The sequence below is a fragment of the Actinomadura formosensis genome (assembly GCF_050948385.1).
In the GTDB taxonomy this organism is placed as follows: Bacteria; Actinomycetota; Actinomycetes; order Streptosporangiales; family Streptosporangiaceae; genus Spirillospora; species Spirillospora formosensis.
On record NZ_CP192011.1, the window covers coordinates 2,001,924 to 2,027,834 of the forward strand.

Below are 25,911 nucleotides of genomic sequence, written 5' to 3' on the forward strand. Positions count from 1 at the left end.
CCCAGCGAGACCCGGTCGAATCCGTGCTCGAACCCTCCCCCGTGCCGGGGCCCGCCCCTGACCTCCGTCACGGCATCTCCTCACGTTCATCATCGGTTTTCCCCGATGTTATGCGGGAGACTACGGCCGGTAGAACACCCTACCTCCGCCAGGGCCGCCCGCAGTCGGGTGAGGTCGCGCTCCTCCAGCGTGGCGCGGGCGGTGAGGCGCAGGCACGCGCGCCCCTTCGGAACCGACGGCGGGCGGAAGCAGCCGACACGGAGCCCATGCTCAGCGCAGATCTCGGCGGCCCGGAGCGCGGTGTGCGGCTCGCCGAGGAAGACGGGGACGACGGCGGCGGCGGGGTCGGCGGTCTCCAGGCCGGAACCGGCCGTGAGGTTTGCGATCAGCCTGGCCCGCCCACGCGCGCGCGTGGGCAGGCCCGGGTCGGATTCCAGGACGTCGAGGGCGGCGAGCGCGGCGCCGGCGGCGGGCGGGTTCAGGCCGGTGTCGAAGATGAACGACCGCCCGGTGTCGATCAGCGTCTCGATCACCTCGGGGGCGCCGAGCACCGCGCCGCCCTGGGACCCGAGCGATTTCGACAGCGTGAGCGTGAGGATCACGTCGGGTTCGCCGGCGAGGCCCGCGGCATGTGCGGCGCCCCGGCCCCCGTCGCCGACGACGCCGAGCGCGTGCGCCTCGTCGATCACCAGCAGTGCGCCGTGGGCCCGGACGGCCGCGTGCAGCGCGCTCAGCGGCGCGAGGTCGCCGTCCACCGAGAACACGGCGTCGGTGACCACGAGGGCGTTGTCCTCCTCGCGCTCGGCGAGGGCCCGCTCGACGGTGGCGGTGTCCCGGTGCGGGACGATCACGACCCGGGACCGCGACAGCCGGCACGCGTCCACGATCGAGGCATGGTTGACCTGGTCGGACAGCACGAGCGTGCCGGGCCCGGCGAGGGCGGTGATCACGCCGAGATTGGCGAGGAAGCCGGAGGAGAACACCAGGCCGGCGGCGCTGCCGGTGAACGCGGCGAGCCGCCGGTCCAGTTCGGCGTGCAGCTCGGTCGTCCCGGTGACCAGGCGCGACCCCGTCGAGCCGGTGCCCCACGCGCGGGCGGCGGCGATGGCGCCCGCGGCGAGCCGGGGGTCGCCGGCGAGCCCGAGGTAGTCGTTGGACGCCAGGTCGGTGAGCCCGTCGGGACGGGGCCGCAGCGTCCGGTGCAGCCCGTCCGCGGCGCGCCGCGCGGCCGCGTCCCGGAGCCTGGCCAGGGGATCTCGTCCTGCGGTCATGCCGGGAATCCTGCCAGGTCGCCCGCGGCCGGGGGACCGGCGCGGGTACCAAGGCCGATCGGCGATGATGGTCGTGTGCCTACCTTGACCGATCTGGTCCGTGATCACACCGATCTCACCGAGGCCGACCTGGAATGGCTGCACGCGCTGGTGTCCGACTGGCAACTGCTGGCCGACCTGTCGTTCGCGGACCTGCTGCTCTGGGTGCCGCTGCGGTCGGCGGACGCGCTGCCCGCCGAGCCGTCGTCCCGCGGCGGGCGCGTCCAGCGGGGCATGCTGGACACCGGCGCCACCGTCCCCGGCTGGGTGGCGATCGCGCAGATACGCCCGACCACCGGCCCCACCGCCTACCCCGAGGACCTCGTCGGCAAGGTCGTCCGGACGGGACGGCGCAAGCTGATCGACGTGGCGTGGCGGGAGCGCCGGATCGTCCGCGAGGGCGACCCGGAGTGGGGCAGCGGCATCCCCGTCCGGGAGGAGTCGATCCCGGTCCGGCGCGGCGCCAAGATCCTCGGCGTGATCCAGCGGAGCACGAACCTCAGCTCGGCGCGCACCCCGTCCCGGCTGGAGCTGACCTACCTGCAGAGCGCCAGCGACCTCGCCACGATGATCTCCGAGGGCCGGTTCCCGGTGCCGGGCGAGGAGCCGAACATGGTCCGCTCGCCGCGCGTCGGCGACGGGCTGATGCGGCTGGACCGTTCCGGCAAGGTCACCTACGCGAGCCCGAACGCGCAGTCGGCGTACCGGCGGCTCGGCTACCCGGCGGACCTGGTCGGCGAGGTGCTCGGCCGGATCACCGCGGACCTGTGCGACACCGGCGAGCCGATGGAGGAGGCGCTCAGCGTCGTGCTGTCCGGGCGGGCGCCGCGCGAGGTGGAGGTCGAGTCACGCGGGTCGATCCTGCAACTGCGGACGATCCCGCTGGTCGTCGGCGGGACGCGGATCGGCGCGGTCGTCCTGTGCCGGGACGTCACCGAGCTGCGGTGGCGGGACCGGGAGCTGATGACCAAGGACGCCACCATCCGGGAGATCCACCACCGGGTGAAGAACAACCTGCAGACGGTCGCGGCGCTGCTGCGGCTGCAGGCCCGGCGGCTGCAGATCCCGGAGGGACGGGCCGCGCTGGACGAGGCGGTCCGCCGCGTCGGATCCATAGCGATCGTGCACGAGACGCTGTCGCACACGCCGGACGAGCTGATCGACTTCGACGACATCGCGGACCGCGTGATCACGATGGCGGGGGAGGTGTCGACACCGGAGACCAAGGTCGCGCCCAAGCGGACCGGCAGCTTCGGCGTCCTGCCCGCGGAGATCGCGACGCCGCTGGCGATGGCGCTCACCGAGCTGCTGCAGAACGCGCTGGAGCACGGTCTCGCCGGCCGGTTCGGGACGCTGGAGGTCATCACGCACCGCTACGGGGAGGGGGAGGAGCCCCGCAAGCCGGGCGGCGTGCCGGTGTGGGGCGAATGGCCGGCGGCGGGCGCGCACGCGCCCCGTGCCCCGCACGAGGAGGCGGCGTCGCAGGAGCCGGGGGCGCAGGAGGCCCCGTCCGGCCGCCGGCTGGTGACGATCGTCGCGGACGACGGTGCCGGCCTTCCCGCGGACTTCGACGTGGAGAGCAGCGACAGCCTCGGCCTGCAGATCGTCCGCACCCTCATCATGGGCGAGCTGGGCGGCCGGCTGGACTTTCGGCCCCGGCCCGGCGGCGGCACCGAAGTGGTGGTCGACATCCCGCTGGACCACACCCACCGGCGGTACTGACGCGACGGCGCCACGCGCTCTCCTGCCGGGGGCTGGGAGGCGGTGGCGCCGTGAGGGCGGAGGGTCAGAGGCCGGCGTTCGCGCGGGCCCGGGCGCGGGAGGCGCGGCGCTTGAGCGCGCGGCGCTCGTCCTCGCCCATGCCGCCCCAGACGCCCGAGTCCTGGCCGGACTCCAGCGCCCAGCGCAGGCAGGCGTCGCTGACGTCGCAGCGCCGGCACACCTGCTTGGCCTCCTCGATCTGCAGGATCGCGGGCCCGGTGTTGCCGATCGGGAAGAACAGCTCGGGGTCCACGTCACGGCAGGCTGCGCGGTGGCGCCAGTCCATGCGGTCCACTCCTTCGTCAGGTGGTGGAGAAACTCCACTTTCGTGAACAATTTCACATGTTGCGAACGCCCAGGGTGGCGGGGGCCAGGTCCGGGGGTGAATGTTCGGCGGCGCCGCGGGGGGACCGGCGGCGTTGGGGTCCCTGGTCGGCGCACTTTGAGCGTGTCAGGGGCGTACGGGGGACGCAAGACCTTTGAGAAAGGATTCTCAAAGTATGGGTGTCGCATGTGTCACACCCGTGGGTCGGGCGTGTTACTTGGCTCTCACCTGGCTACCCGGGCGCGCTCAAATAACGATGCGTATCGCCTTCGGAACGGACCGGAACGTCACGCTGCGTTGTTCGCCGAGGTAGTCGCCGTCCAGTTGAAAGGCCATGGGACGCTCCGACCGCAGGGTGACCTCCGCCGCGTCGTGCACGTTCACGATGTGCCGTCCCTGCAGGGGACGCGTGCGCGCCGTCAGCATCTGGACCACCGCGCCGACCGTCGGGCCGATCTCCAGCGAACGCATCCCGAACACGTCCAGGCCGCGTCCGAAGTTCGCCTTCGGGCTCGGGTTCACCGGCAGCCGGCCCATGAAAGTCCACGGCGAGGTATTGGAGATGACCGCGAGGAACAGCCCCGATTTCGGCGGGCGTCCCGGCTGTTCCAAAGTGAGCGCGGGATGCCGCCGGTCGGTGCCGGAGAAGAAATGCCGGACGGCCGTCCGCACATACAGCGACGGGTCCGCGCGGGACCCCGCGTGGCGCCGCCGCTCCACCTCCCGGACGACCTCGGCGTCCAGCCCGACACCCGCGCAGAACGTGAAATACCGCTCCGTGCCGCCCGGATGGCAGGCCGTGCCGAGCCCGACCGTCCGGTACCGTCCCGCACGCAGCGCCTCCAGCACCACCGTCGTCGCGCCGATCGGGTCGCCGGGCAGACCGAGCGCGCGGGCGAAGACGTTCGCGCTCCCGGACGGCAGCACCGCCAGCGCCGGCAGGTCGGCGGACGGCCCGTCCGCGAGCAGCCCGTTGACCGCCTCGTTCACCGTGCCGTCCCCGCCGAGCGCGATCACCACGTCGTAGCCGTCCACGGCCGCCTGCCGGGCCAGTTCGGTCGCATGTCCGCGGTGGCCGGTCTCGGCGAGGACGAGGTCGAGGTCGCCGGTGAAGGCCCGCATGAGGATGTCGCGGGCTCGCCGGGAGGTGGAGGTCGCCTTGGGGTTGGCGATGAGCATGGCGCGCACGGCGCCCAGGGTATGGGACGCGCACGTGAACGGGACGAGTAGGGTTCGGGGTGTGAGCAAGCGCCCCATCACCGTGCAGGCCGCCGCCGCCCTGGAGGCCGTGGAGGGCCTCGTCGCCGTCGGGTTCGGCGGCTACACCGGCGTGGAGACGGCCCTCGGCGCCGCCGTCGACCCCGCCAGCGCGATCGGGGTCACCGTGCTCTCCCTCGCCGGCGGTCTCGGCATGCTCGGCTGCGCGCGCGGGCTGCTGCGCGCCGACCAGTGGAGCCGCGCCCCCACGGTGCTCACCCAGTTGTTCGCGCTGCCGATCGCCTGGTCGCTGTGGCAGAGCGAACGTCCCGCCATCGCGATCCCGATGGGCGTGATCGCCGTCCTCGCGCTGATCGCCGTCCTCAGCCCGCCGACCACCGCGTGGCTGATGGAGGAGCACGACGAGGACGAGCGGGACGAGGAGAGGCCGCGGGAGGCCGCCGAACCCGTGAAGGCGGCGGCCACGGAACCGCGCTCGCTGGGGCGGCGCCTCAGGGACCGCCTCGGGGAACAGCCCGCGAAGGACTGAACGAACGCCGAAGGGCCCCGGGATCCGATCCCGGGGCCCCTGTGAACGGCCTCATTCGTCCGCCGTCAGGCCCTCGCGGAGCTGTGCCAGCGTGCGGGCGAGCAGCCGGGACACGTGCATCTGGGAGATGCCGAGCTCGGCGGCGATCTGCGACTGCGTCATGTTCCCGAAGAACCGCAGCAGCAGGATCTTCTTCTCGCGTGCGGGGAGCTTCTCCAGCAGCGGCTTGAGGGACTCCCGGTACTCGACGCCCTCCAGCGACTCGTCCACCATGCCGAGCGAGTCGGCCACGGCGGGAGCGTCCTCGTCACCGGAGTCGGGGGCGTCCAGGGACACGGTGGAGTAGGCGTTGGCGGACTCCAGGCCCTCCAGCACCTCCTCCTCGCTCATCTGCAGGTGCGCGGCCAGTTCGCTGACCGTCGGCGCCCGGCCTTCCCGCTGCGCGAGATCGCTGATCGCCTTGGTCAGCGACAGCTTCAGCTCCTGCAGCCGGCGCGGGACGCGCACCGCCCAGCCCTTGTCGCGGAAGTGCCGCTTGATCTCGCCGACGATCGTGGGCGTGGCGTACGTGGAGAACTCCACGCCGCGCTCCAGATCGAACCGGTCGATCGACTTGATCAGGCCGATGGTGGCGACCTGGATCAGGTCGTCCAGCCACTCGCCGCGGTTGCGGAAGCGGCGGGCGAGATACTCCACCAGCGGCAGGTGCAGCTCCACGAGCTGATCGCGGATGCGCTGGCGCTCCGGGTCGCCCTCGGGAAGCTCGGCGAGGCGCTCGAACAGTGCGCGGGCCCGCGCCCGGTCGGGCACCGCGGACTCCGATCGCTCGCTGCTCACACCGGCGATCGTCGTCTCCTCCGTCGTCGTCTTCTCCGTCACGGGGCCCCCGCCGCACCGCGCCGCTTCTGCAGCGTCACGGTGACCCGGTCGTCGGAGCCCACCGCGGCGTCCACCTCGCCCGCCAGGGACGACAGGACCGTCCAGGCGAAGGTGTCGCGGCTGGGCTCCTCACCGTCCACGGTCAGCACCGACACGGAGATCCGCATGGCGTCCCCGGTCAGCTCGAACTCACAGGTCAGGTCGGTCCCGGGCAGGGCCTGGGCGAGCAGCATCGCGCACGCCTCGTCCACGGCGATGCGCAGGTCCTCTATTTCGTCCAGCGTGAAGTCCAGCCTGGCCGCAAGGCCCGCGGTCGCTGTCCGCAGCACGGACAGGTAGGCGCTCGCGGCGGGCAGCTTCACCGTCACCACGTCGCGGACGGACAACTTCGTACTGGCCGGCATTGCAGCGGTTTCCTCGGTCACGTCACTCCCTCGCAGGATGGTCCCGCTGCTTTGAAACTACCGCCTGCGACGCGTGCCGCGAGACTTCGGCGCGCGTGGTTTTCTCACCAATGTCCGCGACGAGCGGAAAGAAGGTGCTCCGAATCACCCCGGGGGGAGGGCGCCGGGGGCGATGACCCGCGCCGCTCGAATAGCCTTCGCCTGTGATTCGGTATGCGACCCCGGACGACGTCCCGGACATCCTGCGGCTGATCCGCGAACTGGCGGAGTACGAGCGCGCCCCGCACGAGGTGAAGGCCACTGAGGACCAGGTGCGCGAGAGCCTCTTCGGCACCGACCCGAAGGTCTTCGCGCACGTTGCCGAGCACGACGGCCGCGTCGTCGGGTTCGCCGTGTGGTTCATCACCTACTCCACGTGGAACGGCACCCACGGCATCTACCTGGAAGACCTGTTCGTCGAACCGGAGTACCGCGGCCACGGCCACGGCAAGGCCCTCCTCACCGAGCTGACCCGCGTAGCGGACGACCGCGGCTACGAACGCGTCGAATGGTCCGTCCTGACCTGGAACCGCCCGGCGATCGGGTTCTACGAGGCCCTGGGCGCCCACCCCAAGGACGGGTGGACGGTCTACCGCATGACCGGCGACGCCCTCACCAGGACCGCCCGCTCCTGACGCGCCGCGGGGGCCGTCCGCGCACCGGACGGCCCCCGCGATCGCAGAGCAGGTCAGCCCTGCTTGGTCTCCCAGAAGATCTTGTCGATCTCGCTGATCTTGCCCAGCAGGTCCTCGGCGGCCTTGACGTCCATGGTGCCCTTGGTGCCGGCGGCGCCGGCGAGCTTGGTCGCCTCGTTGAACAGCTGGTGGAGCTGCGGGTACTTCTCGAAGTGCGGCGGCTTGAAGTAGTCGGTCCAGAGCACCCACAGGTGCTCCTTGACCAGCTGGGAGCGCTGCTCCTTGATCAGGATCGCCCGAGCGCGGAACTCCGGGTCCTCGTTGGCCGCGTACTTCTCGCAGATCGCCTTGACCGACTCGGCCTCGATCCGGGCCTGCGCCGGGTCGTAGACGCCACACGGCAGGTCGCAGTGCGCGGAGACCATGGTCTTCGGGCGCAGAAGCTTGAGCAACACCTGCGGTTCCCTTCCCTCGTTGCGGATCATGCTCAGGTCACCGACATTACCCTTGTGGCCCAGGGCCCGTCCGGCCAGGGCACTCGGTATTTCGGCCTAAGACCCGGGCCGCGAGCGGCCCGGAACCCTTCCAGCAGTGTTGTGACCGGCGTCCGCCGATGTATGCGGACGGACGATGTACAGGTGGACGGACAGGGAGAGTCATGCGCGTTCGCAGAGCGGCGCTTTGGGGGGCGGCCGGTGCCGCGGTGCTCGCGCTGGCCGGCGTGCGGCGGCTGCGGACGGTCGAGGTCTCCGGCGAGTCGATGCTGCCCGCGCTGCGGCCCGGGGACTGGCTGATCGTGCGGGACGGGACACCGCCGGCCCCCGGCGCGCTCGTCGTCGCCGAGCACCCCGAGCGGCCGGGGCTCCTCATCGTCAAACGCGCGGGTCATCGCACACGGGGCGGCTGGTGGCTGGAGAGCGACAACCAGCGCGCCCCGGGCCGCCGGGACAGCTGGGATTTCGGTGCCGTCCCGGACGCCCTCGTCGTCGGCAGGGTCGTCGGCCGCTACCGGCCCCTCTCCCGGGCGGGCCTCCTGCACGCCGCGAGACGTGGATGAGCGCCGGAGGCACACCGGGCAGGCGTGCCTCCGGGCGCCGGCGGGTCAGATGCGGTTGACGCCCTCGCGGCGGGCCTGGTCGGCGACCGCGGCGGTGACGGCCGGGGCGACCCGGTCGTCGAACGGGTTCGGGATGATGTAGTCGGCGCTCAGGTCGTCGCCGACGATGCCGGCCAGGGCGTTCGCCGCCGCCAGCTTCATGCCCTCGGTGATCGAGTGCGCCCGGACGTCCAGCGCGCCGCGGAAGATGCCCGGGAACGCCAGCACGTTGTTGATCTGGTTCGGGAAGTCGCTGCGGCCGGTCGCGACGACCTTGGCGTGCCGCCGCGCCACCTCCGGATGCACCTCGGGGGTCGGGTTGGACAGCGCGAACACGATCGCGTTGTCCGACATGGTGGCGACGCACGACTCGTGGACGGTGCTGCCGGACAGGCCGATGAACACGTCCGCGCCGCGCAGCGCCTCCTCGGTGGAGCCCTTCAGGTGCGACCGGTTGGTGAGCGCGGCGATGCGCTCCTTGACCGGGTTCAGGCCGTCTCGGCCCTCGTGGATGAGGCCCTTGCTGTCGGACAGCGCGATGTCGCCGATGCCGCCCTCGATCAGCATCCGCGAGACCGCGATACCGGACGCGCCCGCGCCGGCGACGACCGCGCGAAGCTCCGACAGCGGCTTGCCGACGTGGCGGGCCGCGTTCTTCAGCGCGGCGAGCGCGACGATCGCGGTGCCGTGCTGGTCGTCGTGGAAGACGGGGATGTCGAGCGCGGCACGGAGCCGGTCCTCGATCTCGAAGCAGCGGGGGGCGCTGATGTCCTCCAGGTTGATGCCGCCGAAGCTCGGCGCCATCCGGATCACGGTGTCGACGATCTCGTCCACGCCCGTGCAGTTCAGCGCGATCGGCACCGAGTCGACGTCCGCGAACTCCTTGAACAGCAGCGACTTGCCCTCCATGACCGGCATGGAGGCGGCGGGGCCGATGTCGCCGAGGCCGAGCACGGCGGTGCCGTCGGTCACGACGGCGACGACCCTGGACGTCCACGTGTAGTCGTAGGCGAGTTCGGGGTTGTCGGCGATCGCGGTGCACACGCGGGCGACGCCCGGCGTGTAGGCCAGCGAAAGATCGTCCTTGTTGCGGACCGGGATGGTCGACCGCATCTCCAGCTTGCCGCCGCGGTGCAGCGGGAAGGCCGGATCGTCGTCCAGTGAGAGCGGTTCGGTGGTAATGGGCTCAGCAGCCACAGCGACCCCTGTCAGTGAAAGTTGGCTTTCTTGCGATGCCGCCGCGGTGGTGGTGGCGTGGTGGCCTGGCACCTGGTGGTCATCTCGCGACGTACGGGGGTCACCCGTTGTCCGATTGTGCCACACGCGATGACGCGCCTCCGCTGGCCGGGGTGGGTGTTGACCATCACGTGACGGTGGCCACACGTATCCGGTCCGTAGCGGAAAACGGAGGTCGGTGGAACGTTCCGGAGCTTCCTCGTTGCGTGATTGTTTTGGAGACTTTATCCAGATCAGGGATGTTATACGTCAAACTGTGCATCTGACCTTCGGATCTTTGGATCCGACGAAACGATCTGGAGGGGGACCTGTGACCACCGGTTCTCTGCGCCGTCGCGTTGCCGCGGCGGGCGCGCTCGTGCTGACAGGTGCCCTCGCCCTGTCCGCGTGCGGCGACAGCAACGACTCTGGCGACTCCGGCGGCACCGCCGCCTCGAACACGAGCGTGGACAGCAAGCTCGCGGCCATGGTCCCGGACGCGATCAAGAGCGATGGCAAGATCTCGGTCGGCTCGGACGCGTCGTATCCGCCCAACGAATCCGTCGACCCGGCGACCCAGAAGATCGTCGGATGGGACGTCGACCTGTTCAACGCCGTCGCGGCCAAGCTCGGCCTGAAGACCGAGTACCACAACGCGGGCTTCGACACGATCATCCCGGGCGTCCAGTCCGGCAAGTACGAGATCGGCGTCTCCTCCTTCACCGACAACAAGGAGCGGGAGAAGGTCGTCGACTTCGTCAGCTACTACAGCGCGGGGATCGCCTGGGGCGTGCTCAAGGGCAACCCCAAGGGCGTCAACCCCGACGACGCCTGCGGCAAGAGCATCGGCGTCCAGCAGGGCACCGTGGAGGTCGAGGACCTCACGGCGCGCAGCAAGAAGTGCACCGACGCGGGCAAGCCGCCGATCAAGCAGGTCGTCCGCAAGCAGCAGACCGAGGTCAACAACGACCTGGTCGCCGGCAAGGTCGACGCGATGGCGGCCGACTCGCCGATCGTCGGCGGCGCGGCCAAGAAGACCGGCAAGCTGGAGATCATCGGCCAGGTCTACGACACCGCCCCCTACGGCTACGCGATCGGCAAGGACTCCGGCCAGTTCAAGGAAGCCGTGCTCGGTGCGCTGAAGGCACTGATAGCGGACGGCACCTACAAGAAGATCCTGGTAGAGAACGGGGTGGAGAGCGGCGCGATCACCGACCCGGCGATCAACGCGGCGCAGAGCTGATCCATGGCCGTCGACAACGACGTCGAAAGGGGACGGCCGGAAGCGATCAAGGCCGTCCCCGTCCGGCACCCGGGACGCTGGCTCGGCGGAGCCGTCGTCCTCGTGCTGGTCGCAATGTTCCTGCACTTCCTGCTGACCAGCAAGGCGCTCGACTGGTCCGAGCAGTGGAAGTACCTGTTCTCCAATGCGGTGCTCAAGGGCGTCCTCAACACCGTGTGGCTCACGCTGGCCGCGATGGTCGGCGGTGTGGTGCTCGGCATCATCCTCGCGCTGATGCGGCTGTCGGCCAACCCCCTGCTGAGCGGTGCTGCGTGGGTCTACCTGTGGTTCTTCCGCGGGACCCCGCTCTACACCCAGCTGCTCATCTGGGGCGCGATCGGCACGCTGTTCCCCACGGTCGGGATCGGCATCCCGTTCGGGCCCGAGTTCGAGACGTGGAAGACGCAGGAGCTGGTCAACGCCGCGCTGGCCGCGGCGCTGGGGCTGATCCTCAACGAGGCCGCCTACATGGCCGAGATCGTCCGGGCCGGCATCCTGTCGGTGGACGAGGGGCAGCAGGAGGCCGCGAGCGCGCTCGGCATGTCCCGGATGCAGACCATGCGCCGGATCGTGCTGCCGCAGGCGATGCGCGTGATCGTCCCGCCGACCGGCAACGAGGCGATCTCGATGCTGAAGAACACCTCGCTGGTCGCGGCCATCCCGTACTCGGAGCTGACGTTCACGGCGCAGACCATCTACGCCAACACCTACAAGATCATCCCGATGCTGGTGATGGCCTGCCTGTGGTACCTGCTGATCTCCTCGGTCATGATGGTCGGGCAGCACTATCTGGAACGGCACTACAGCAAGGGCACCAGCAGGGGAGGCGCGGCCAGACAGCGGCTCCGCTTCCGCGGCGGGGGCGGCGGCCAGTGAACGAGGTGAGGACATGACGAGCGATCTCCTCCCCAAGGGGCCCGCGCCCGAGAGCGGCGGCCTGATGGTCAAGGCCGAGGCGGTGCACAAGTCGTTCGGGCGGCTGGAGGTGCTGAAAGGCATCGACCTGGAGGTGAAGCCCGGCGAGGTGATGTGCGTCGTCGGGCCGTCCGGGTCCGGCAAGTCGACGTTCCTGCGCTGCATCAACCACCTGGAGAAGATCAACGCGGGACGGCTGTGGGTGAACGGCCACCTGGTCGGCTACCGCGAGCACGGCGGCAAGCTCTACGAGCTGCGCGACAGGGAGGTCGCCGCGCAGCGCCGCGAGATCGGCATGGTGTTCCAGCGGTTCAACCTGTTCCCGCACATGACGGCGCTGGAGAACGTCATGGAGGCGCCCTGCCGGGTCAAGAAGCAGCCGAAGGCGCAGGTCAGGGAGCGCGCCATCGCGCTGCTGACCCGCGTCGGGCTGGGCGACAAGGTGGAGAACTACCCGGCGCAGCTGTCCGGCGGGCAGCAGCAGCGGGTGGCCATCGCGCGGGCGCTCGCCATGGAGCCGGCGCTGATGCTGTTCGACGAGCCGACGTCCGCGCTCGACCCGGAACTGGTCGGCGAGGTCCTGGAGACCATGAAGCAGCTCGCCCTCGACGGCATGACCATGGTCGTGGTCACCCACGAGATGGGCTTCGCCCGCGAGGTCGGCGACTCCCTGGTCTTCATGGACGGGGGCGTCGTGGTCGAAGAGGGAACCCCCCGCGACGTCCTGACCAACCCCCAGCACCGGCGCACCCAGGACTTCCTCTCCAAGGTCCTGTGACGCTCGCCCGGCAGCCGGCCCGTCCTCTCGCCCGGGGGGCGGGCCGTTCGCCGTGCCGGCCGGACGGTTAGTGTCGGTTCATGTTCGCTGTCACGGCCACGCAGATCGACGCAGACAATCCGCTGAACGGGCTGACGCTGGGGGAGCGGCCCGAACCCGAGGCACCGGACGGGTGGACGACCGTCACGGTGCGGGCCGCCGCGCTCAACCACCACGACCTGTGGTCGCTGAAGGGGGTGGGGCTGCCCGCCGAGAGGCTCCCGATGATCCTCGGCTGTGACGCGGCCGGGGTGGACGAGGACGGCAACGAGGTCATCGTCCACTCGGTCATCGGCGACCCCGACCGGGGCGGCGGCGATGAGACCCTCGACCCGAAGCGGTCGCTGCTGTCGGAGGTCCACCAGGGGACGCTGGCGGAGAAGGTCGCGGTGCCGCGGCGCAACCTCGTCCCCAAGCCCGCCGAGCTGTCGTTCGAGGAGGCCGCCTGCCTGCCGACGGCGTGGCTCACCGCCTACCGGATGCTGTTCGACAAGGCGGGGTTGCAGCCCGGGGCGTCCGTGCTCGTGCAGGGGGCGGGGGGCGGGGTCGCGACGGCCGCCATCGCGCTGGCCTCGGCCGCGGGGCACCGCGTCTACGCGACCAGCCGGAGCGAGGCCAAGCGCAAGCGCGCCGGGGAGCTCGGGGCGGACGCCGCGTTCGAGCCGGGGGCGCGGCTGCCGGAGCGGGTCGACGCCGTCATCGAGACCGTCGGGCAGGCGACCTGGTCGCACTCGCTGAAGTCGCTGCGGCCCGGCGGGCGGATCGTGGTGGCCGGCGCCACCAGCGGCCAGGCGCCGCCCGCGGAGCTGAACCGGGTGTTCTTCCTGCAGCTGTCGGTGGTCGGGTCCACCATGGGGACGCGGGCGCAGCTGGAGCGGCTCGCGCGGTTCCTGGCCAAGACGGGCACCAGGCCGCTGATCGACCGGACGCTGCCGCTGAGCCGGGCCCGCGAGGGGTTCGCCGCCATGGCGGAGGGTGACCTCTTCGGGAAGATCGTCTTCACACCGTGAGACCGGGGGCCGTGGCCCTGCCGGTCACGGCCCTTCTTTGCGGAAGATCTCGTTCTTCAGGCGCTCTCGGGCCTCGTCCAGGATCGCCTGTGCGGCGGTGAGGGCGTCGTCGTCGAGGCGGGCCTTCTTCGCCGACTTGCGGACGTCCTCGACGAACTTGCGGAGCAGGCGCTCCAGCTTGAGACGGGCGACGTCCTCGGGGGTGCCGGTCGCCGTCTTCCAGGCGTCGTCCCAGTTCTGCCGCCACTCCTCCTTCCACGCCTGCTTCTGCTCGCGCCAGTACTCCTTCTGCCGCCGCCACTCCTCCTTCTGCCGCTCGGTGGTCTCCTTCCACGCGTCCTTGGACGTGGTCTTGCCCTGTCCGCGCATCGTCCGCGCGGCCTCGGTCAGTTCCTCGCGCAGCGTCCGGACGGTCTGCCGGACGTCCTCCTGCACGCCGCGTGCGAACTCCTGCGCCGAGGCGGCGATCTCCTCCTCCAGTTCGGCCAGCTCGTCCATCCGGCGTTCCAGCTCCTCGCGGCCCTTGTCGGTCAGCGAGTACACCTTCTTGCCCTTGATCACCTCGTGCGTGACGAGGCCCTCGGACTCCAGCCGGGCCAGCCGCGGGTAGATCGTGCCGGGGGAGGGCGAGTAGACCCCGAGGAACCGGTCCTGCAGCAGCCGGATCACCTCGTAGCCGTGCCGCGGGCTCTCCTCCAGCAGCTTCAGCAGGTACAGCCGCAGGCGACCGTGGCCGAAGACGGGGCTCACGTCGTCACTTCTCCATTCGGGGGGTGGTGATCTCGGGGGTGTCGTCGTCGCGGCCGAGGAGGGTGATCGAGCCGGACACCGTGTTGACGGTCAGCCGTGCGGTGCCGTCCCCGATCTTGCCGGTGACGCTCTGCGCGATGGTCCGGTCCCGCCGGCCGAGCTCGGGGAAGGACGTCTCGATCCGCCCGGCGGCCGAGTTCAGCGTGACCTGCGCGCCGGCCGCCTCGGGGACGCGCAGCGCCACCTCGCCGGACACCGTGTTGGCCTCCACCCTGGCGTCGCCGGACAGGGCGATGTCGGCGGCGATGCGCCCGCTGACCGTGCGGGCGGCGAGAGTGCCGATGGACGCGCCGGCCAGCGACAGGTCGCCGGCGACGGACGTGAACGAGACCGTCCCGTCCAGGCCCTGCGCCTCGATCGCGCCGGACACGGTGCCCGCGTCGATGGTGCCCGCCACCCCGTCCAGCGTCACGTCGCCGGACGCGCTCTTGATGGACGTGCGGGTCGTCATGCCGGTCACCACCGCGTCCGCCGACACGAGGTTCAGCGAGACCGGGCAGTCGTGCGGGACGGTCACCGTGATCGTGGCCCGGCACTTGTGGGTGCGCAGCCAGCTCAGCACGCCCTCCCACAGCTTCTCGTGGGTGACGGTCAGCATGCCGGCCTCGTGCGTGACCATCAGCGGCGGGCCCTCGACATCGCCGATCATGATGGACGGGCGCTCGTCGGAGGCCAGTACCGAGACGCTGCCCGCGATCAGCGTGACGCGCAGCGCGACCACGCCGTCGAAGTCCAGGGTGGTGGGTTCCTCGATCGTCCAGCGCGACATCGCGACGCCCTTCGTCCGGCTCCTTGATCCAGTGAACACGATATGTCGCGTTCCCGGAAAGTCAAGACATGTCGTGTTTATGATCGAGTCAGTCGTCCTCGTCGTCGTCCAGCCGGGCAAGCCAGGTGGCCAGGCGGTCGACGGGTGTCTCGAACTCGGGGTTCAGATCGACGAACTCGCGCAGCCGCTCCGCCAGCCACGTCAGGCTGACCTCCTCCGCGCCGCGCCGCTCCGTCAGTTCCTCGATGCCCCGATCGGTGAAGTACATGAGCCGATGTCTTCTTTCTGCGATCCTGCCCTCGGGACACCGAGGGCCCCGGCGCGACGCACCGGAGCCCTCGGGTCTGGGTGATTCCTTGTCGTGTCCGGCTACTTCTGCTCGAACAGTCTCGCCAGCAGAGCCTCCTGCTCCGCCTGGTGCAGCTTCGCCGACCCCACCGCGGGCGACGAGGACGCCGGGCGCGACACCCGCGACATCTTCAGGCCCTCGATGTGATGCGGCAGCTTCAGCGCCATGAACGGCCAGGCGCCCATGTTGGCGGGCTCGTCCTGCACCCACACGACCTCGGCGTCCGCCGGGTACTTGGCCAGCTCCGCCTTGATCTCATCCACCGGCGGCGGGTACAGCCGCTCGACCCGGACGACCGCGGTGTCGTAAGCGCCGGCCTCCTGCCGGGCCTTCACCACCTCGTAGTAGATCTTGCCGGTGGTGAGCAGCACCCGCCTCACACCCGCCGGGTCGACCGCCGGGTCGCTCTCCGGGATGACCGGCTGGAACGCACCGCCGGTGACCTGCCCGACCGGGGACGTGGCCGCCTTCAGCCGCAGCAGCGACTTCGGCGTGAACACGACCAGCGGCTTCTTCCGGCCCGACAGCACCTGCCAGCGCAGCAGGTGGAAGTAGTTCGCCGGCGTGGTCGGGTAGACGACCGTCATGTTGTCCTGCGCGCACAGTTGCAGGTACCGCTCGATCCGCGCGGACGAGTGGTCGGGGCCCTGCCCCTCGTAGCCGTGCGGCAGCAGCAGCACGACGCTGGAGTGCTGGCCCCACTTCTGCTCACCGGACGAGATGTACTCGTCCATCACCGACTGGGCGCCGTTGGCGAAGTCGCCGAACTGGGCCTCCCAGCAGACCAGCGCGTCCGGGCGGGTCATCGAGTAGCCGTACTCGAAGCCCATCGCCGCGTACTCGCTGAGCAGCGAGTCGTGCGCGTAGAACTTCGACACGCCCTGCCCGAACTGCTTCAGCGGCGTGTACTCCTCGCCCGTCCTGCGGTCGACGAGCACCGCGTGCCGCTGGCCGAACGTGCCGCGCCGGGTGTCCTGCCCGACGAGCCGCACCGGGTGGCCGTCGATCAGCAGCGAGCCCATCGCCAGCAGTTCGCCGGTCGCCCAGTCGATCGCGTCGTCCTCGATCATCTGGGCGCGGCGCTGCAGGATCGGCTGGAGCCGCGGGTGCGGGGTGAAGCCCTCCGGCAGCGCGACCTGGGTTTCGATGATCCGCTTGACGGTCTCCGGCGGGATCGCCGTCCCGGTCTTGCCGTGGTCGATCGGGATGCTCTCCTCGACGTCCGGCTTTACGACCGAACCCGGTTCGAGCGGCTTCTTCACCGCCTCGCGGGTCTCGGTGAAGGCCCGCTCCAACTGCTCCTGGTAGTCGCGGAGCGCCTGCTCGGCCTCCTCCACCGTGATGTCGCCGCGGCCGATCAGCGCCTCGGTGTACAGCTTGCGCACCGAACGCTTCGCGTCGATCAGGTCGTACATCAGCGGCTGGGTGAACGACGGGTTCTCACCCTCGTTGTGGCCCCGGCGCCGGTAGCAGACCATGTCGATGACGACGTCCTTCTTGAACGTCTGCCGGTACTCGAACGCCAGCCGCGCCACCCGCGCGCACGCCTCCGGGTCGTCGCCGTTCACGTGGAAGATCGGCGCCTGGATCATCCGGGCCACGTCCGTCGCGTAGACGGTGGACCGCGAGTACTCGGGGGCGGTGGTGAAGCCCACCTGGTTGTTGATGATGACGTGGACGGTGCCGCCGGTGCGGTAGCCGCGCAGCTGCGACAGGTTCAGCGTCTCGGCCACCACGCCCTGCCCGGCGAACGCGGCGTCGCCGTGGAGCAGGATCGGCAGCACGGTGAACCCGGCCTCGCCGACGTCCAGCACGTCCTGCTTGGCGCGGACGACGCCCTCCAGCACCGGGTCGACCGTCTCCAGGTGGGACGGGTTCGCGACCAGCTCGCAGTGGATCTTGGAGCCGTCGCTCGCGACGAAGTCGCCGGACGCGCCGAGGTGGTACTTCACGTCACCGGAGCCCTGCGCGCTGCGCGGGTCCAGGTTGCCCTCGAACTCGCCGAAGATCTGCCCGTAGGACTTGCCGACGATGTTCGCGAGGACGTTCAGCCGGCCGCGGTGCGCCATCCCGATGACGACCTCGTCCAGGCTCGCCTTCGCCGCCGCCGAGATCACCGAGTCCAGCAGCGGGATGACCGACTCGCCGCCCTCCAGCGAGAACCGCTTCTGCCCGACGAACTTCGTCTGCAGGAACGTCTCGAACGCCTCGGCGCTGTTCAGCCGGCGCAGCACGTGCAGCTGCTCCTCGCGCGACGGCTTGTCGTGCGGGACCTCCACGCGCTCCTGGATCCAGGCGCGCTCCTCCGGGTCCTGGATGTGCATGTACTCGATGCCGACCGTCCGGCAGTACGCCATCCGCAGCACGCCGAGGATTTCGCGCAGCTTCATCGTCGGCTTGCCGCCGAACCCGCCGGTCGCGAACTCGCGCTCCAGGTCCCACAGGGTGAGGCCGTGCTTGAGGATGTCGAGGTCGGGGTGGCGGCGCTGCTTGTACTCCAGCGGGTCGGTGTCGGCCATCAGGTGGCCGCGGACCCGGTAGGCGTGGATCAGCTCGTGGACACGGGCGACCTTCGCGACATCGTCCTCATGCGAGGCCGAGATGTCCTTGACCCAGCGCACCGGCTCGTACGGGATGCGCAGCGCCTCGAAGATCTCGTCGTAGAAGCCGTCCTCACCGAGGAGCAGCTCGTGGATGCGGCGCAGGAAGTCGCCCGACTGCGCGCCCTGGATGATCCGGTGGTCGTAGGTGGAGGTCAGCGTCATGACCTTGCTGATCCCCATGCGGGACAGGGTGTCGCTGGACGCGCCCGCGAACTCGGCCGGGTACTCCATGGCGCCCACGCCGATGATCGTCCCCTGGCCGGGCATCAGCCGCGGCACCGAGTGGACGGTCCCGATCGTGCCCGGGTTCGTCAGGCTGATCGTGGTGCCCTGGAAGTCGTCAAGGGTGAGCTTGCCGCCCCGCGCCTTGCGGACGATCTCCTCGTAGGCGGCCCAGAACTGGCGGAAGTCCAGTGTCTCGGCGGCCTTGATGCTCGGCACCACGAGCTGCCGCGAGCCGTCGCTCTTCTGCAGGTCGATCGCCAGCCCGAAGTTGACGTGCTCCGGCCGGACCAGCACCGGCTTGCCGTCCACCTCGGTGAACGCGGCGTTCATCTCCGGCATCGCCGTGAGCGCCTTGACGATCGCGTACCCGATCAGGTGCGTGAACGAGACCTTGCCGCCGCGCCCGCGCTTGAGGTGGTTGTTGATGACGATGCGGTTGTCGATCAGCAGCTTCGCCGAGACGGCCCGCACGCTCGTCGCCGTCGGCACGCCGAGGCTGGCCTCCATGTTGGTGACCGTCCGGGCGGCGACACCGCGCAGCCGGACCTCCTCGGCGCCCGCCGGCACCGGCGGCGGAGCCGGCTTCGGCTCCGCCTTCGGCGCGGGCGCCTTCGACGGTGTCACCGGGCGCTGCGCTGTCGGCGGAGCGGCCGCGGTGCCGTTCGCGGCCACCGTGGCCGCGCTCTCGGTGGACGCCTGGGGGGACGCCGGGGTCACCGGCGACGGCCGGCTGTCCGGCCGGTAGTCCGCGAAGAAGTTCCACCAGGCTTCGTCAACGGAGTTCGGGTCTTCGAGGTACTTCTGGTACAACTCGTCGACCAGCCACTCGTTGGCGCCGAAATCTGGGATCTGTGGGTCGGCACTTGTTTGCGACGACTCTGTCGACACGGCGGAGATCGCCCTCTTCCGCTGCTCGCAGGTGAGTTCTGAGACGCGTCCCAGGCTACCGTGTTTATTGCTTCGCTCTCGGCGTCATGCGCTAGCGCGCACTCCTTCCACGAGCGAAGCGGCGATCGCTGGCATCGCTCCGGCTCGCCTTGCGGCTCGCTGCGCGATCAGGTTCTCGCAGGCTCGAACCTGCCTTCGGACGCGATCGCAACGCGGCGGGTTGTTGCGGGGCCGGGGTTAGAGACAGCGTGCCTTTCGGTCGTCGCGTGGCTTGGGGGCGGCGGCTGGGGTGGTCAGTGGGTGTGGGGGGCTACGGTGGGGCCTTCGCTGGCCTGGACTAGGACGAAGCCCTGGCCCTGGTAGGCGAGCTGCATGGCCTCGCCGCTGCCGCGGCCGATGAGGGCGGAGGCCTTGAAGGTGCGGTTGACGCCGACCTGGAGGCTGGTGCTCCATGCGACGGCGGACTGGCCGTCCGCGAAGGTGGGGGCGCGGCCGCAGTCGAGCATGACGGGCGTGCCGTGCGTGGTGAGGGCGACCCAGCCGGTGCCCTGCAGGGTGGTGTTGAACAGGCCGCCCGCGGCGATGCCCGCGCCCTGGACGCGCTGGATGTCGGACTGCAGGTGCGAGTCGTAGGCGAGGATGTTCCTGCCGTTGACCGTGATGCCCTCGTTCTCCAGGTAGAACAGGTGGATGTCGTCGGCGTCGTTGGCGACGAACAGCAGGCCCTGGCCCTTGACGCGCATGAGCGGGACGCCCTCGCCGGTCAGCGCCTTCTTCATGAACTTGCCGAGACCGCCCGCGCCCTCGTAGTCGAACTCCATCTGGCCCTGGAAGGCGACCATGGAGCCCTGCCGGGCCAGCACGTCTCCGTTCAGGTGGATACGGAGCATCTTGGAGTTCTGGAGGGCGAAGTGGCCGGGGAGTTGCTGGCCCTGGTCGAGGTTGCCGAAGAACTGGCTGCGCATGGGTCGGGTCATGCCTTTCGTGCGGATTACTGGGAGATCCGCCAGCATAACGAGCCGGGCGGGGTCAGCGGTCTCGATCGTGTGGAGCGGTCCAGTCCAGGAGCGGGCCCTTGGGGACGACGCCGGACGGGTTGATGTTGCGCTGCGTCACGTAGTAGTGGCGCTTGATGTGGTCGAAGTTCGTCGTCTCGCCGAACGCCGGGATCGAGTACAGGTCGCGTGCGTAGGCCCAGAGGTTCGGGTAGTCGGTGAGGCGCCGCAGGTTGCACTTGAAGTGCGAGTAGTAGACGGCGTCGAAGCGGGCCAGCGTGGGGTAGAGGCGGACGTCGGCCTCGGTGAGGTCGTCGCCGAACAGGTAGCGGCCGGTGGAGAGGCGCTCTTCGAGCCGGTCGAAGGTGGCGAAGAGAGCGTCGAACGCCTCCTCGTAGGCGTCCTGGGCGGTGGCGAACCCGGCCTTGTAGACCCCGTTGTTGACGGTCGTGTAGACGAGGTCGTTCAGCTCGTCGATCTCGGGGCGGAGCGCCTCCGGGTACAGGTCGGGCGCGTCCTCGCGATGGTGGGCGGTGAACTCCGTCTCGAACATCGTGGTGATGTTCGGGAAGTCGTTGGTGACCAGGCGCTCGGTCTCGGTGTCCCAGATGCACGGGACGGTGTAGCGGCCCCGGAACGAGGGGTCGGTGGACAGGTACAGCTCGGACAGGAAGACCGCGCCGGTGACAGGGTCGCGGTCGGGGAACCGCCAGCCCCGCTCGTCCCGGATGGGATCGACGACGCCGACGCCGATCGCGTCCTCCAGGCCGAGGAGCCGCCGGACGATCAGGGTCCGGTGCGCCCACGGGCAGGCGTAGGAGACGAACAGCCGGTACCGGCCGGGCTCGGCGGGGTACCCGGAGGAGCCGTCCGCCGTGATCCGCGCGGTGAACCGGTTCGCCTGCCGGACGAACCGGCCCTCCTCGACCTCCTGAACGCTCATGGGTGCCTCCTTCGGGGGATCTTCCGGGAACCTCGCGGCTACGATGACCGTCTGTAGCTAGTGTCGGCGGCCGATGTCGAACGGCTGCGACGCGGTCCCCGTCGGGGGTGGGACGCTCCCCGCCACCCGGCGAAATCCGAGACGGCAACGAGATGGCAGGTCCATGCTCGAACAATTCAGCGCCCTGGTCAACGGGCTGCCACCCGCGATGATCTACCTCGTCATCGCGGCGCTGGTGTTCGCCGAGGCCGCGCTGTTCGTCGGATTCGTGTTCCCCGGCGAGACCGCGATCGTCGTCGGCGGCGTCCTCGCCAGCCAGCATGTGCTGTCACTGCCGCTGCTGCTGGTCATCGCGGTGGTCGCGGCGGTCGTCGGCGACTCCGTCGGCTACGAGATCGGCCGCAAGTACGGGCCGCGGCTGCTGGACGTCAAGGTGATGCGAAAACACCGGGCCAAGGTCGCCGGCGCGCAGGACCTCATCCGCCGGCGGGGCGCGTTCGCGGTGTTCATCGGCCGGTTCACCGCGCTGCTGCGGGCGCTCATGCCGGCGCTGGCGGGCAGTTCGCGGCTGCCGTACCCGAAGTTCCTGCTGTTCAACTTCATCGGCGGCGTGACGTGGGTGGTGACGTTCACACTCGGCGGCTACTTCGCGGGTGCCGCGTTCGAGCACGCGGCGAAGCTGGCCGGCCGGGGCCTGGCGATCGGGCTCGCGGCGGCGGCCGTCGTCGCGCTGGCGGTGTGGAGCATCCGCAGGCACCGCAGGGAGGCCCGCGAGGAGACGGAGGCCGAGGCGCGGGCCGAGGCGCGGGCCGAGGAGGACGACGGGGAACCCGCTCCCGCGCGGCCCCTCCGATAGCGGTCAGACCTGCATGCGGCCGCTGATCACCGGCAGGTCCAGGTACGTCCGGATGCCGGGGTCGGCGGCGCACACGGCGGGGACGGAGTTCAGCGCGTGCGCCGCCGCCGCGGAGATCGCGTCGCAGATCAGCTCCTCGCCCGCCGTCATCGTGAGCGGGGGGCGGCCGTCGACGCGAAGCGAGTACCCGGGGCGCCCCCACTCGTCCGACATCCGCGCGGCGTTGGCCTTGTGCACGATCTCGACCGTGATCACGGGACGCCCGGCGGCCAGCCCGCTGAACGTCCAGCGGGCCGCCGCGACCGTGCCCCGCGGGATCGGCCCGGCGGCGGTGGTGAGGTCGGCGCCGGCGAGCCGGTAGTCGACGTCCACGTCGATCTCGTCCAGGTCGACGCCGAGGCCGGCCGCGACCAGGTGCAGGCTCTCGGCGAACATCGCCCGCATCGCGGCGCGGTTGGGCCGCAGCGCGCGCTGGTACGCCTCCTCGGTCTTGCCGAAGCCGAGCATCTCGTGGACCATCCGCCAGGACGGGTGCCTGGCGAAGTCGGAGCACTCCCGGGCGTACACGTGGGTGATCCGCCGGGACAGCCGGGTCAGGACGAGCGGCATGACGTCCGCCATGAAACCGCCGCTGACCCCGGTGCCGTGCACGGACGTCCCGCCCCGCTTGCAGGCCTGTTCGAGTTCGCCGGCGAACTGCGGGCCCTGCGCCCGCGGGTAGACGAGCCCGCTGAGGGAGATCAGGTTCTTGCCGGACGCCAGCAGTGCGCAGATCGTGCCGAGTTCGGCGAACCGGTCGTGGACGGGGCTCGGGGCGTAGATCACGCAGTCGGCGTCCAGGGCGAGGATCTCGCCGATGTCGCGGGTCGCGTGGACACCGATCGGGGCCCGTCCGGCGAGGGCCCCGGCGTCGGCGCCCTCCTTGGCGGGGGTGTGCACCCAGACGCCGGCGAGCTCCATGTCATCGCGGTCGAGGACGCCCCTGATCACGCTGCGTCCGATCGCGCCCGTCGCCCACTGCACGACGCGGTGGCGGCGGCCGGTGGCCGGCGCGTCGGCGCGGATCATCGGACGGGACCTCCGTTGCTCCTCACGGCTTCGAAGGAGACTACGCGGCAGCTCCGGTGGAACGCGGCATTTGCCGCTACTTCCTCGTCATCCATGGTACGCGGGGGACCCCGGTGCGCCGCGGCCGAGCGTGATTCGGTTTAGTGGTACCACTTGGCGACCCCGGATGATTACCTGGGGGCAGGCCCCACGATGTGAGGAGAAGCGAATGTCGGAACTGCGCTACGACGGCCGGGTCGCGGTCGTGACGGGGGCCGGCCACGGCCTCGGCCGGCAGCACGCCCTGGAGCTCGCCGCGCGCGGTGCGAAGGTCGTCGTCAACGACCTCGGCGGAGACCGGTCCGGTGCCGGCGCCTCCGCCGGTCCCGCCGAGGAGGTCGTGGCCGAGATCAAGAAGAACGGCGGCGAGGCCGTCGCGAACCCCGACAACGTCGCGACCCCCGAGGGCGCGCAGGCCGTCATCAAGACCGCACTGGACGCGTTCGGCAAGATCGACATCATCATCAACAACGCGGGCATCCTGCGCGACAGGTCGTTCAAGAACATGACCGTGGAGGAGTTCGACGCGGTCATCGCCGTCCACCTGCGCGGCTCGTTCCTGGTGAGCAGTGCCGCGTGGGCGCACCTGCGCGAGCAGGGCTACGGCCGGATCGTGAACACCTCGTCCCCGGCGGGCCTGTTCGGCAACTTCGGCCAGGCCAACTACTCCACGGCGAAGATGGGCCTCGTCGGGTTCACCAAGACCCTCGCCCAGGAGGGCGCGAAGTACAACATCAAGGCCAACGCGATCGCGCCGGTCGCCTGGACCCGGATGACCGAGGACCTGCTGCCCGCCGACTTCGCCGCCAAGCTCGGCGTCGACCAGGTCACGCCGCTGGTCGCCTGGCTCGTCCACGAGTCCAACGAGGACTCCGGCGAGGTCTACACCGTCGGCGGCGGCCGGATCGCGAAGATCTTCGTGGCGGAGGGCCCCGGCTACGGGCAGCGGGAGACGCTCTCGGTCGAGGACGTCCGGGACAACTGGGCGGCCATCAGCGCGAACGAGCCGCTGACGGTGTTCGGGAGCGTGGGCGAGCAGATGGGCCCGCTGATCCAGCAGCTCACCTCCTGAGCCGTTGGCCGGGATCAAGCTCGACCGGCGGGACGGGGTGCTCACCATCACCCTGTCCCGGCCGGAGCGCCTGAACGCCGTCGACGGCGCCCTGACCGAGGAGATGCTCGACGTCCTGGGCGAACTGGCGCGCGACCCGTCCACCCAGGTGGTCGTGCTCACCGGCGAGGGCCGCGGGTTCTGCTCCGGGATGGACATCCAGGGCGGCGATCCGGGCGGGGAGAGCACCGAGGGCCGCGTCCAGCGGCTCTACCGGAGCATCGCCCGCGGCGGCGAGGTCACCGCGCGGCTGCGGGAGATCCCGCAGCCGGTGATCGCGGCGCTGCACGGCCCGGTCGCGGGCATGGGCGTGTCCTGGGCGCTGGCCTGCGACCTGCGGGTCGCCGACCCGACCACCCGCTTCGTCGTGCCGTTCCCCGATCTCGGCCTGTCGGCCGGCGACTGCGGCCTGTCCTGGCTGCTGCCCCGGCTCGTCGGCCCGGCCCGCGCCGCCGAGATCTTCTACCGCGCCCAGCGGCTGGACGTGACCCGCGCCGACGCGCTCGGTCTCATCACCGAGATCACCGCCGAGGGCGCGGACCTGGCGGGCGCCCAGGCCCTCGCCGACGAACTGCTCGCCAAGTCCCCCTACGGCCTGCGCCGCACGAAGGAACTGCTCAACGCGTCCCTGGACGCCCCCGGCCTGCGCCGCCAGCTCGCCGCGGAGACCGCCGTCCAGACCCTGGCCTTCTTCAGCGAGGACCTGACCGAGGGCATGACCGCGGCACTGGAGAAGCGCCGCCCGGAATTCAAGAACCGCTGAGCCGGCCCAGGGGGGCGACCCCCTGGAACCCTCGTTGCGGGTCGGGCGGCCTCCGGGCGCAGCGCGCCCTCCGGCCGCCCGACCCGTGTACCTCGGCTGAGGCTCAAGCCGGTGGGTCAGTCGGCCAGGGCGGTGGAGAGTGCCTCGACGTAGCGGAGGGCGGCTAGGCGGGCCAGGGCCGGGTGAGCGCCGAGCGGAGCGGAGTGGGCGCAGCCCACGGAGGCGGCGGCGCGGGCGACCAGGGCCGCCTCCGGCTCGGGGCCGATCAGGTGCGGGGCGACCGCGATGGACGTGGCACCGGCGATGCGCAGCTGCTCGGCGGCGGCCTTGACGGACGCCTCGTCGTTCAGCGAGGCGGTGAAGACCGGGGCCGCGAGGCGGGAGGCGAGGAGCACGCCGGTGACCTCGGCCTGCCGGACGGCGGTCGCGTCCCCCGGTGTCGCGACGATGACGCCGGACGCGGCGGTCACCATCGTCATCAGCCGGATCCGGTCGGCGCGGGCGAGGCCCGCGTCGGCGAGCCGGTCGTGCAGCGCCTCGGCGATGAGCGGGTGCGGGCCGAGCGGCTCGGCGGCGACGGCGTGCACCGGCGCGCCCGCCACCGCGGCGTGGACGGCATGGTCCAGCGCCGGGTCGGGACCGGTCGACAGCGGCACCACGACCGCCGCGAGCTCGTCCCGCTCCGGCCGGAGCCCGGCGAGGACGGCGTGCAGGTTCGCCTCGTCCCCGGCCAGGTGCCCGATGTGGGCGGGCTGGCCGGTGTGCTCGATCTCGACGAGCCGGGCGATCTCGGTGGCGATCTCGGTGCCGATCTGCCGGGCGTGGCCGGAGACGGCCAGGACCAGCGCGGGGGATCCGGGGGGGAGCAGGAAGGACTCGTCGCCGCGGTGCCGGCCGCCGCGGGGGGTGCGGCGCCGTCGCGACGGCAGTGCCTCGGGTGCCTGGCTTTCGGGACTCACGGCGGGCATCGTAACGTCCTCCGGCCTGGGAGTCGGCCTCCCGTCCCGGCCGGGCGTGCCCCGCGGCCCGGTGGGGATGCCCCCGTCCCGGCCTCCGT

26 protein-coding genes are annotated in these 25,911 nt (G+C 70.9%); 11 read left to right on the plus strand and 15 right to left on the minus strand.

The window, feature by feature from the left end:
- Positions 1-89: 89 nt before the first annotated feature.
- Positions 90-1,271 (minus strand): 8-amino-7-oxononanoate synthase, encoded by a 1,182-nt coding sequence (locus ACQP1N_RS09445; RefSeq protein WP_433230497.1) that lies wholly within the window; start codon positions 1,269-1,271, stop codon positions 90-92.
- A gap of 75 nt (positions 1,272-1,346) precedes the next feature.
- On the opposite strand from ACQP1N_RS09445, the gene ACQP1N_RS09450 reads away from it, so the two are divergent.
- Positions 1,347-3,032, plus strand: coding sequence for a sensor histidine kinase (locus ACQP1N_RS09450; protein WP_067794240.1), 1,686 nt, complete (start codon positions 1,347-1,349; stop codon positions 3,030-3,032).
- A 64-nt stretch (positions 3,033-3,096) separates the two neighbouring features.
- On the opposite strand, the gene ACQP1N_RS09455 is transcribed toward ACQP1N_RS09450, so the two are convergent.
- Positions 3,097-3,357, minus strand: coding sequence for a WhiB family transcriptional regulator (locus ACQP1N_RS09455; RefSeq protein WP_067794239.1), 261 nt, complete (start codon positions 3,355-3,357; stop codon positions 3,097-3,099).
- Between the two features lie 285 nt (positions 3,358-3,642).
- Positions 3,643-4,584 carry a diacylglycerol/lipid kinase family protein gene (locus ACQP1N_RS09460; RefSeq protein WP_433230500.1) on the minus strand — a complete coding sequence of 314 codons (942 nt, stop codon included), beginning with the start codon at positions 4,582-4,584 and terminating at the stop codon, positions 3,643-3,645.
- Between the two features lie 52 nt (positions 4,585-4,636).
- Here ACQP1N_RS09460 and ACQP1N_RS09465 point away from each other — a divergent pair, with 52 nt between their 5' ends.
- On the plus strand, positions 4,637-5,143 hold the full coding sequence (locus ACQP1N_RS09465; protein WP_174548829.1) for a hypothetical protein: 507 nt from the start codon (positions 4,637-4,639) through the stop codon (positions 5,141-5,143).
- A 51-nt stretch (positions 5,144-5,194) separates the two neighbouring features.
- On the opposite strand, the gene ACQP1N_RS09470 is transcribed toward ACQP1N_RS09465, so the two are convergent.
- Together ACQP1N_RS09470 and ACQP1N_RS09475 are read right to left on the minus strand one after the other, a co-directional pair.
- Positions 5,195-5,953 carry an RNA polymerase sigma factor SigF gene (locus ACQP1N_RS09470; protein ID WP_026401215.1) on the minus strand — a complete coding sequence of 253 codons (759 nt, stop codon included), beginning with the start codon at positions 5,951-5,953 and terminating at the stop codon, positions 5,195-5,197.
- Between the two features lie 65 nt (positions 5,954-6,018).
- On the minus strand, positions 6,019-6,447 hold the full coding sequence (locus tag ACQP1N_RS09475) for an anti-sigma factor (protein WP_067794237.1): 429 nt from the start codon (positions 6,445-6,447) through the stop codon (positions 6,019-6,021).
- Positions 6,448-6,629: 182 nt separating this feature from the next.
- Here ACQP1N_RS09475 and ACQP1N_RS09480 point away from each other — a divergent pair, with 182 nt between their 5' ends.
- Positions 6,630-7,100: a GNAT family N-acetyltransferase gene (locus ACQP1N_RS09480; protein ID WP_067794236.1), complete on the plus strand. Its 471-nt coding sequence runs from the start codon at positions 6,630-6,632 to the stop codon at positions 7,098-7,100.
- Between the two features lie 53 nt (positions 7,101-7,153).
- Here the strand turns inward: ACQP1N_RS09480 and sodN are convergent, their stop codons facing one another.
- Positions 7,154-7,555 (minus strand): superoxide dismutase, Ni, encoded by a 402-nt coding sequence (sodN, locus tag ACQP1N_RS09485; protein ID WP_207393998.1) that lies wholly within the window; start codon positions 7,553-7,555, stop codon positions 7,154-7,156.
- 203 nt (positions 7,556-7,758) lie between these two features.
- Between sodN and sodX the strand changes: the two genes are divergently transcribed.
- A complete protein-coding gene (gene sodX / locus ACQP1N_RS09490; protein WP_433230505.1) occupies positions 7,759-8,157 on the plus strand; it encodes a nickel-type superoxide dismutase maturation protease in 399 nt (132 codons plus the stop codon).
- 45 nt (positions 8,158-8,202) lie between these two features.
- Here sodX and ACQP1N_RS09495 read toward each other — a convergent pair whose 3' ends face one another.
- Positions 8,203-9,393, minus strand: a complete 1,191-nt coding sequence (locus ACQP1N_RS09495) for an NAD(P)-dependent malic enzyme (RefSeq protein WP_067794234.1) — start codon at positions 9,391-9,393, stop codon at positions 8,203-8,205.
- 349 nt (positions 9,394-9,742) lie between these two features.
- On the opposite strand from ACQP1N_RS09495, the gene ACQP1N_RS09500 reads away from it, so the two are divergent.
- The 4 genes from ACQP1N_RS09500 to ACQP1N_RS09515 all read left to right on the plus strand — a co-directional run bounded on the left by ACQP1N_RS09500 (position 9,743) and on the right by ACQP1N_RS09515 (position 13,435).
- The gene (locus ACQP1N_RS09500) at positions 9,743-10,654 is read left to right on the plus strand and encodes an ABC transporter substrate-binding protein (RefSeq protein ID WP_067794233.1); all 912 of its coding nucleotides are present in this window, start codon (positions 9,743-9,745) and stop codon (positions 10,652-10,654) included.
- A 3-nt stretch (positions 10,655-10,657) separates the two neighbouring features.
- The gene (locus ACQP1N_RS09505; protein ID WP_067794232.1) at positions 10,658-11,569 is read left to right on the plus strand and encodes an amino acid ABC transporter permease; all 912 of its coding nucleotides are present in this window, start codon (positions 10,658-10,660) and stop codon (positions 11,567-11,569) included.
- 13 nt (positions 11,570-11,582) lie between these two features.
- Positions 11,583-12,386 carry an amino acid ABC transporter ATP-binding protein gene (locus ACQP1N_RS09510; protein WP_067794231.1) on the plus strand — a complete coding sequence of 268 codons (804 nt, stop codon included), beginning with the start codon at positions 11,583-11,585 and terminating at the stop codon, positions 12,384-12,386.
- A gap of 80 nt (positions 12,387-12,466) precedes the next feature.
- A complete protein-coding gene (locus ACQP1N_RS09515; RefSeq protein WP_433230511.1) occupies positions 12,467-13,435 on the plus strand; it encodes a zinc-binding dehydrogenase in 969 nt (322 codons plus the stop codon).
- Between the two features lie 24 nt (positions 13,436-13,459).
- Here the strand turns inward: ACQP1N_RS09515 and ACQP1N_RS09520 are convergent, their stop codons facing one another.
- From ACQP1N_RS09520 to ACQP1N_RS09545, 6 genes are all read right to left on the minus strand, one after another.
- Complete coding sequence (locus ACQP1N_RS09520) at positions 13,460-14,185, minus strand: PadR family transcriptional regulator (RefSeq protein WP_067794229.1); 726 nt, start codon at positions 14,183-14,185, stop codon at positions 13,460-13,462.
- Positions 14,186-14,189: 4 nt separating this feature from the next.
- Positions 14,190-15,014, minus strand: a complete 825-nt coding sequence (locus tag ACQP1N_RS09525; protein ID WP_067794228.1) for a DUF4097 family beta strand repeat-containing protein — start codon at positions 15,012-15,014, stop codon at positions 14,190-14,192.
- A gap of 88 nt (positions 15,015-15,102) precedes the next feature.
- A complete protein-coding gene (locus tag ACQP1N_RS09530) occupies positions 15,103-15,282 on the minus strand; it encodes a DUF6104 family protein (protein ID WP_067794227.1) in 180 nt (59 codons plus the stop codon).
- 101 nt (positions 15,283-15,383) lie between these two features.
- The gene (locus tag ACQP1N_RS09535) at positions 15,384-19,079 is read right to left on the minus strand and encodes a multifunctional oxoglutarate decarboxylase/oxoglutarate dehydrogenase thiamine pyrophosphate-binding subunit/dihydrolipoyllysine-residue succinyltransferase subunit (protein WP_067794226.1); all 3,696 of its coding nucleotides are present in this window, start codon (positions 19,077-19,079) and stop codon (positions 15,384-15,386) included.
- Between the two features lie 293 nt (positions 19,080-19,372).
- Complete coding sequence (locus ACQP1N_RS09540; protein WP_067807065.1) at positions 19,373-20,044, minus strand: AIM24 family protein; 672 nt, start codon at positions 20,042-20,044, stop codon at positions 19,373-19,375.
- A gap of 64 nt (positions 20,045-20,108) precedes the next feature.
- A complete protein-coding gene (locus tag ACQP1N_RS09545) occupies positions 20,109-21,017 on the minus strand; it encodes a glutathione S-transferase family protein (protein WP_067807062.1) in 909 nt (302 codons plus the stop codon).
- A 163-nt stretch (positions 21,018-21,180) separates the two neighbouring features.
- On the opposite strand from ACQP1N_RS09545, the gene ACQP1N_RS09550 reads away from it, so the two are divergent.
- Complete coding sequence (locus tag ACQP1N_RS09550) at positions 21,181-21,873, plus strand: DedA family protein (protein WP_433230518.1); 693 nt, start codon at positions 21,181-21,183, stop codon at positions 21,871-21,873.
- A 3-nt stretch (positions 21,874-21,876) separates the two neighbouring features.
- Here ACQP1N_RS09550 and ACQP1N_RS09555 read toward each other — a convergent pair whose 3' ends face one another.
- Positions 21,877-22,941: an NAD(P)H-dependent amine dehydrogenase family protein gene (locus ACQP1N_RS09555; RefSeq protein ID WP_067807055.1), complete on the minus strand. Its 1,065-nt coding sequence runs from the start codon at positions 22,939-22,941 to the stop codon at positions 21,877-21,879.
- A gap of 208 nt (positions 22,942-23,149) precedes the next feature.
- On the opposite strand from ACQP1N_RS09555, the gene ACQP1N_RS09560 reads away from it, so the two are divergent.
- A complete protein-coding gene (locus ACQP1N_RS09560; protein WP_433230522.1) occupies positions 23,150-24,052 on the plus strand; it encodes an SDR family oxidoreductase in 903 nt (300 codons plus the stop codon).
- A gap of 4 nt (positions 24,053-24,056) precedes the next feature.
- On the plus strand, positions 24,057-24,854 hold the full coding sequence (locus tag ACQP1N_RS09565; RefSeq protein WP_433230525.1) for an enoyl-CoA hydratase/isomerase family protein: 798 nt from the start codon (positions 24,057-24,059) through the stop codon (positions 24,852-24,854).
- Positions 24,855-24,970: 116 nt separating this feature from the next.
- Here ACQP1N_RS09565 and ACQP1N_RS09570 read toward each other — a convergent pair whose 3' ends face one another.
- Positions 24,971-25,813 carry a sirohydrochlorin chelatase gene (locus tag ACQP1N_RS09570; protein WP_067807069.1) on the minus strand — a complete coding sequence of 281 codons (843 nt, stop codon included), beginning with the start codon at positions 25,811-25,813 and terminating at the stop codon, positions 24,971-24,973.
- Positions 25,814-25,911 lie beyond the last annotated feature (98 nt).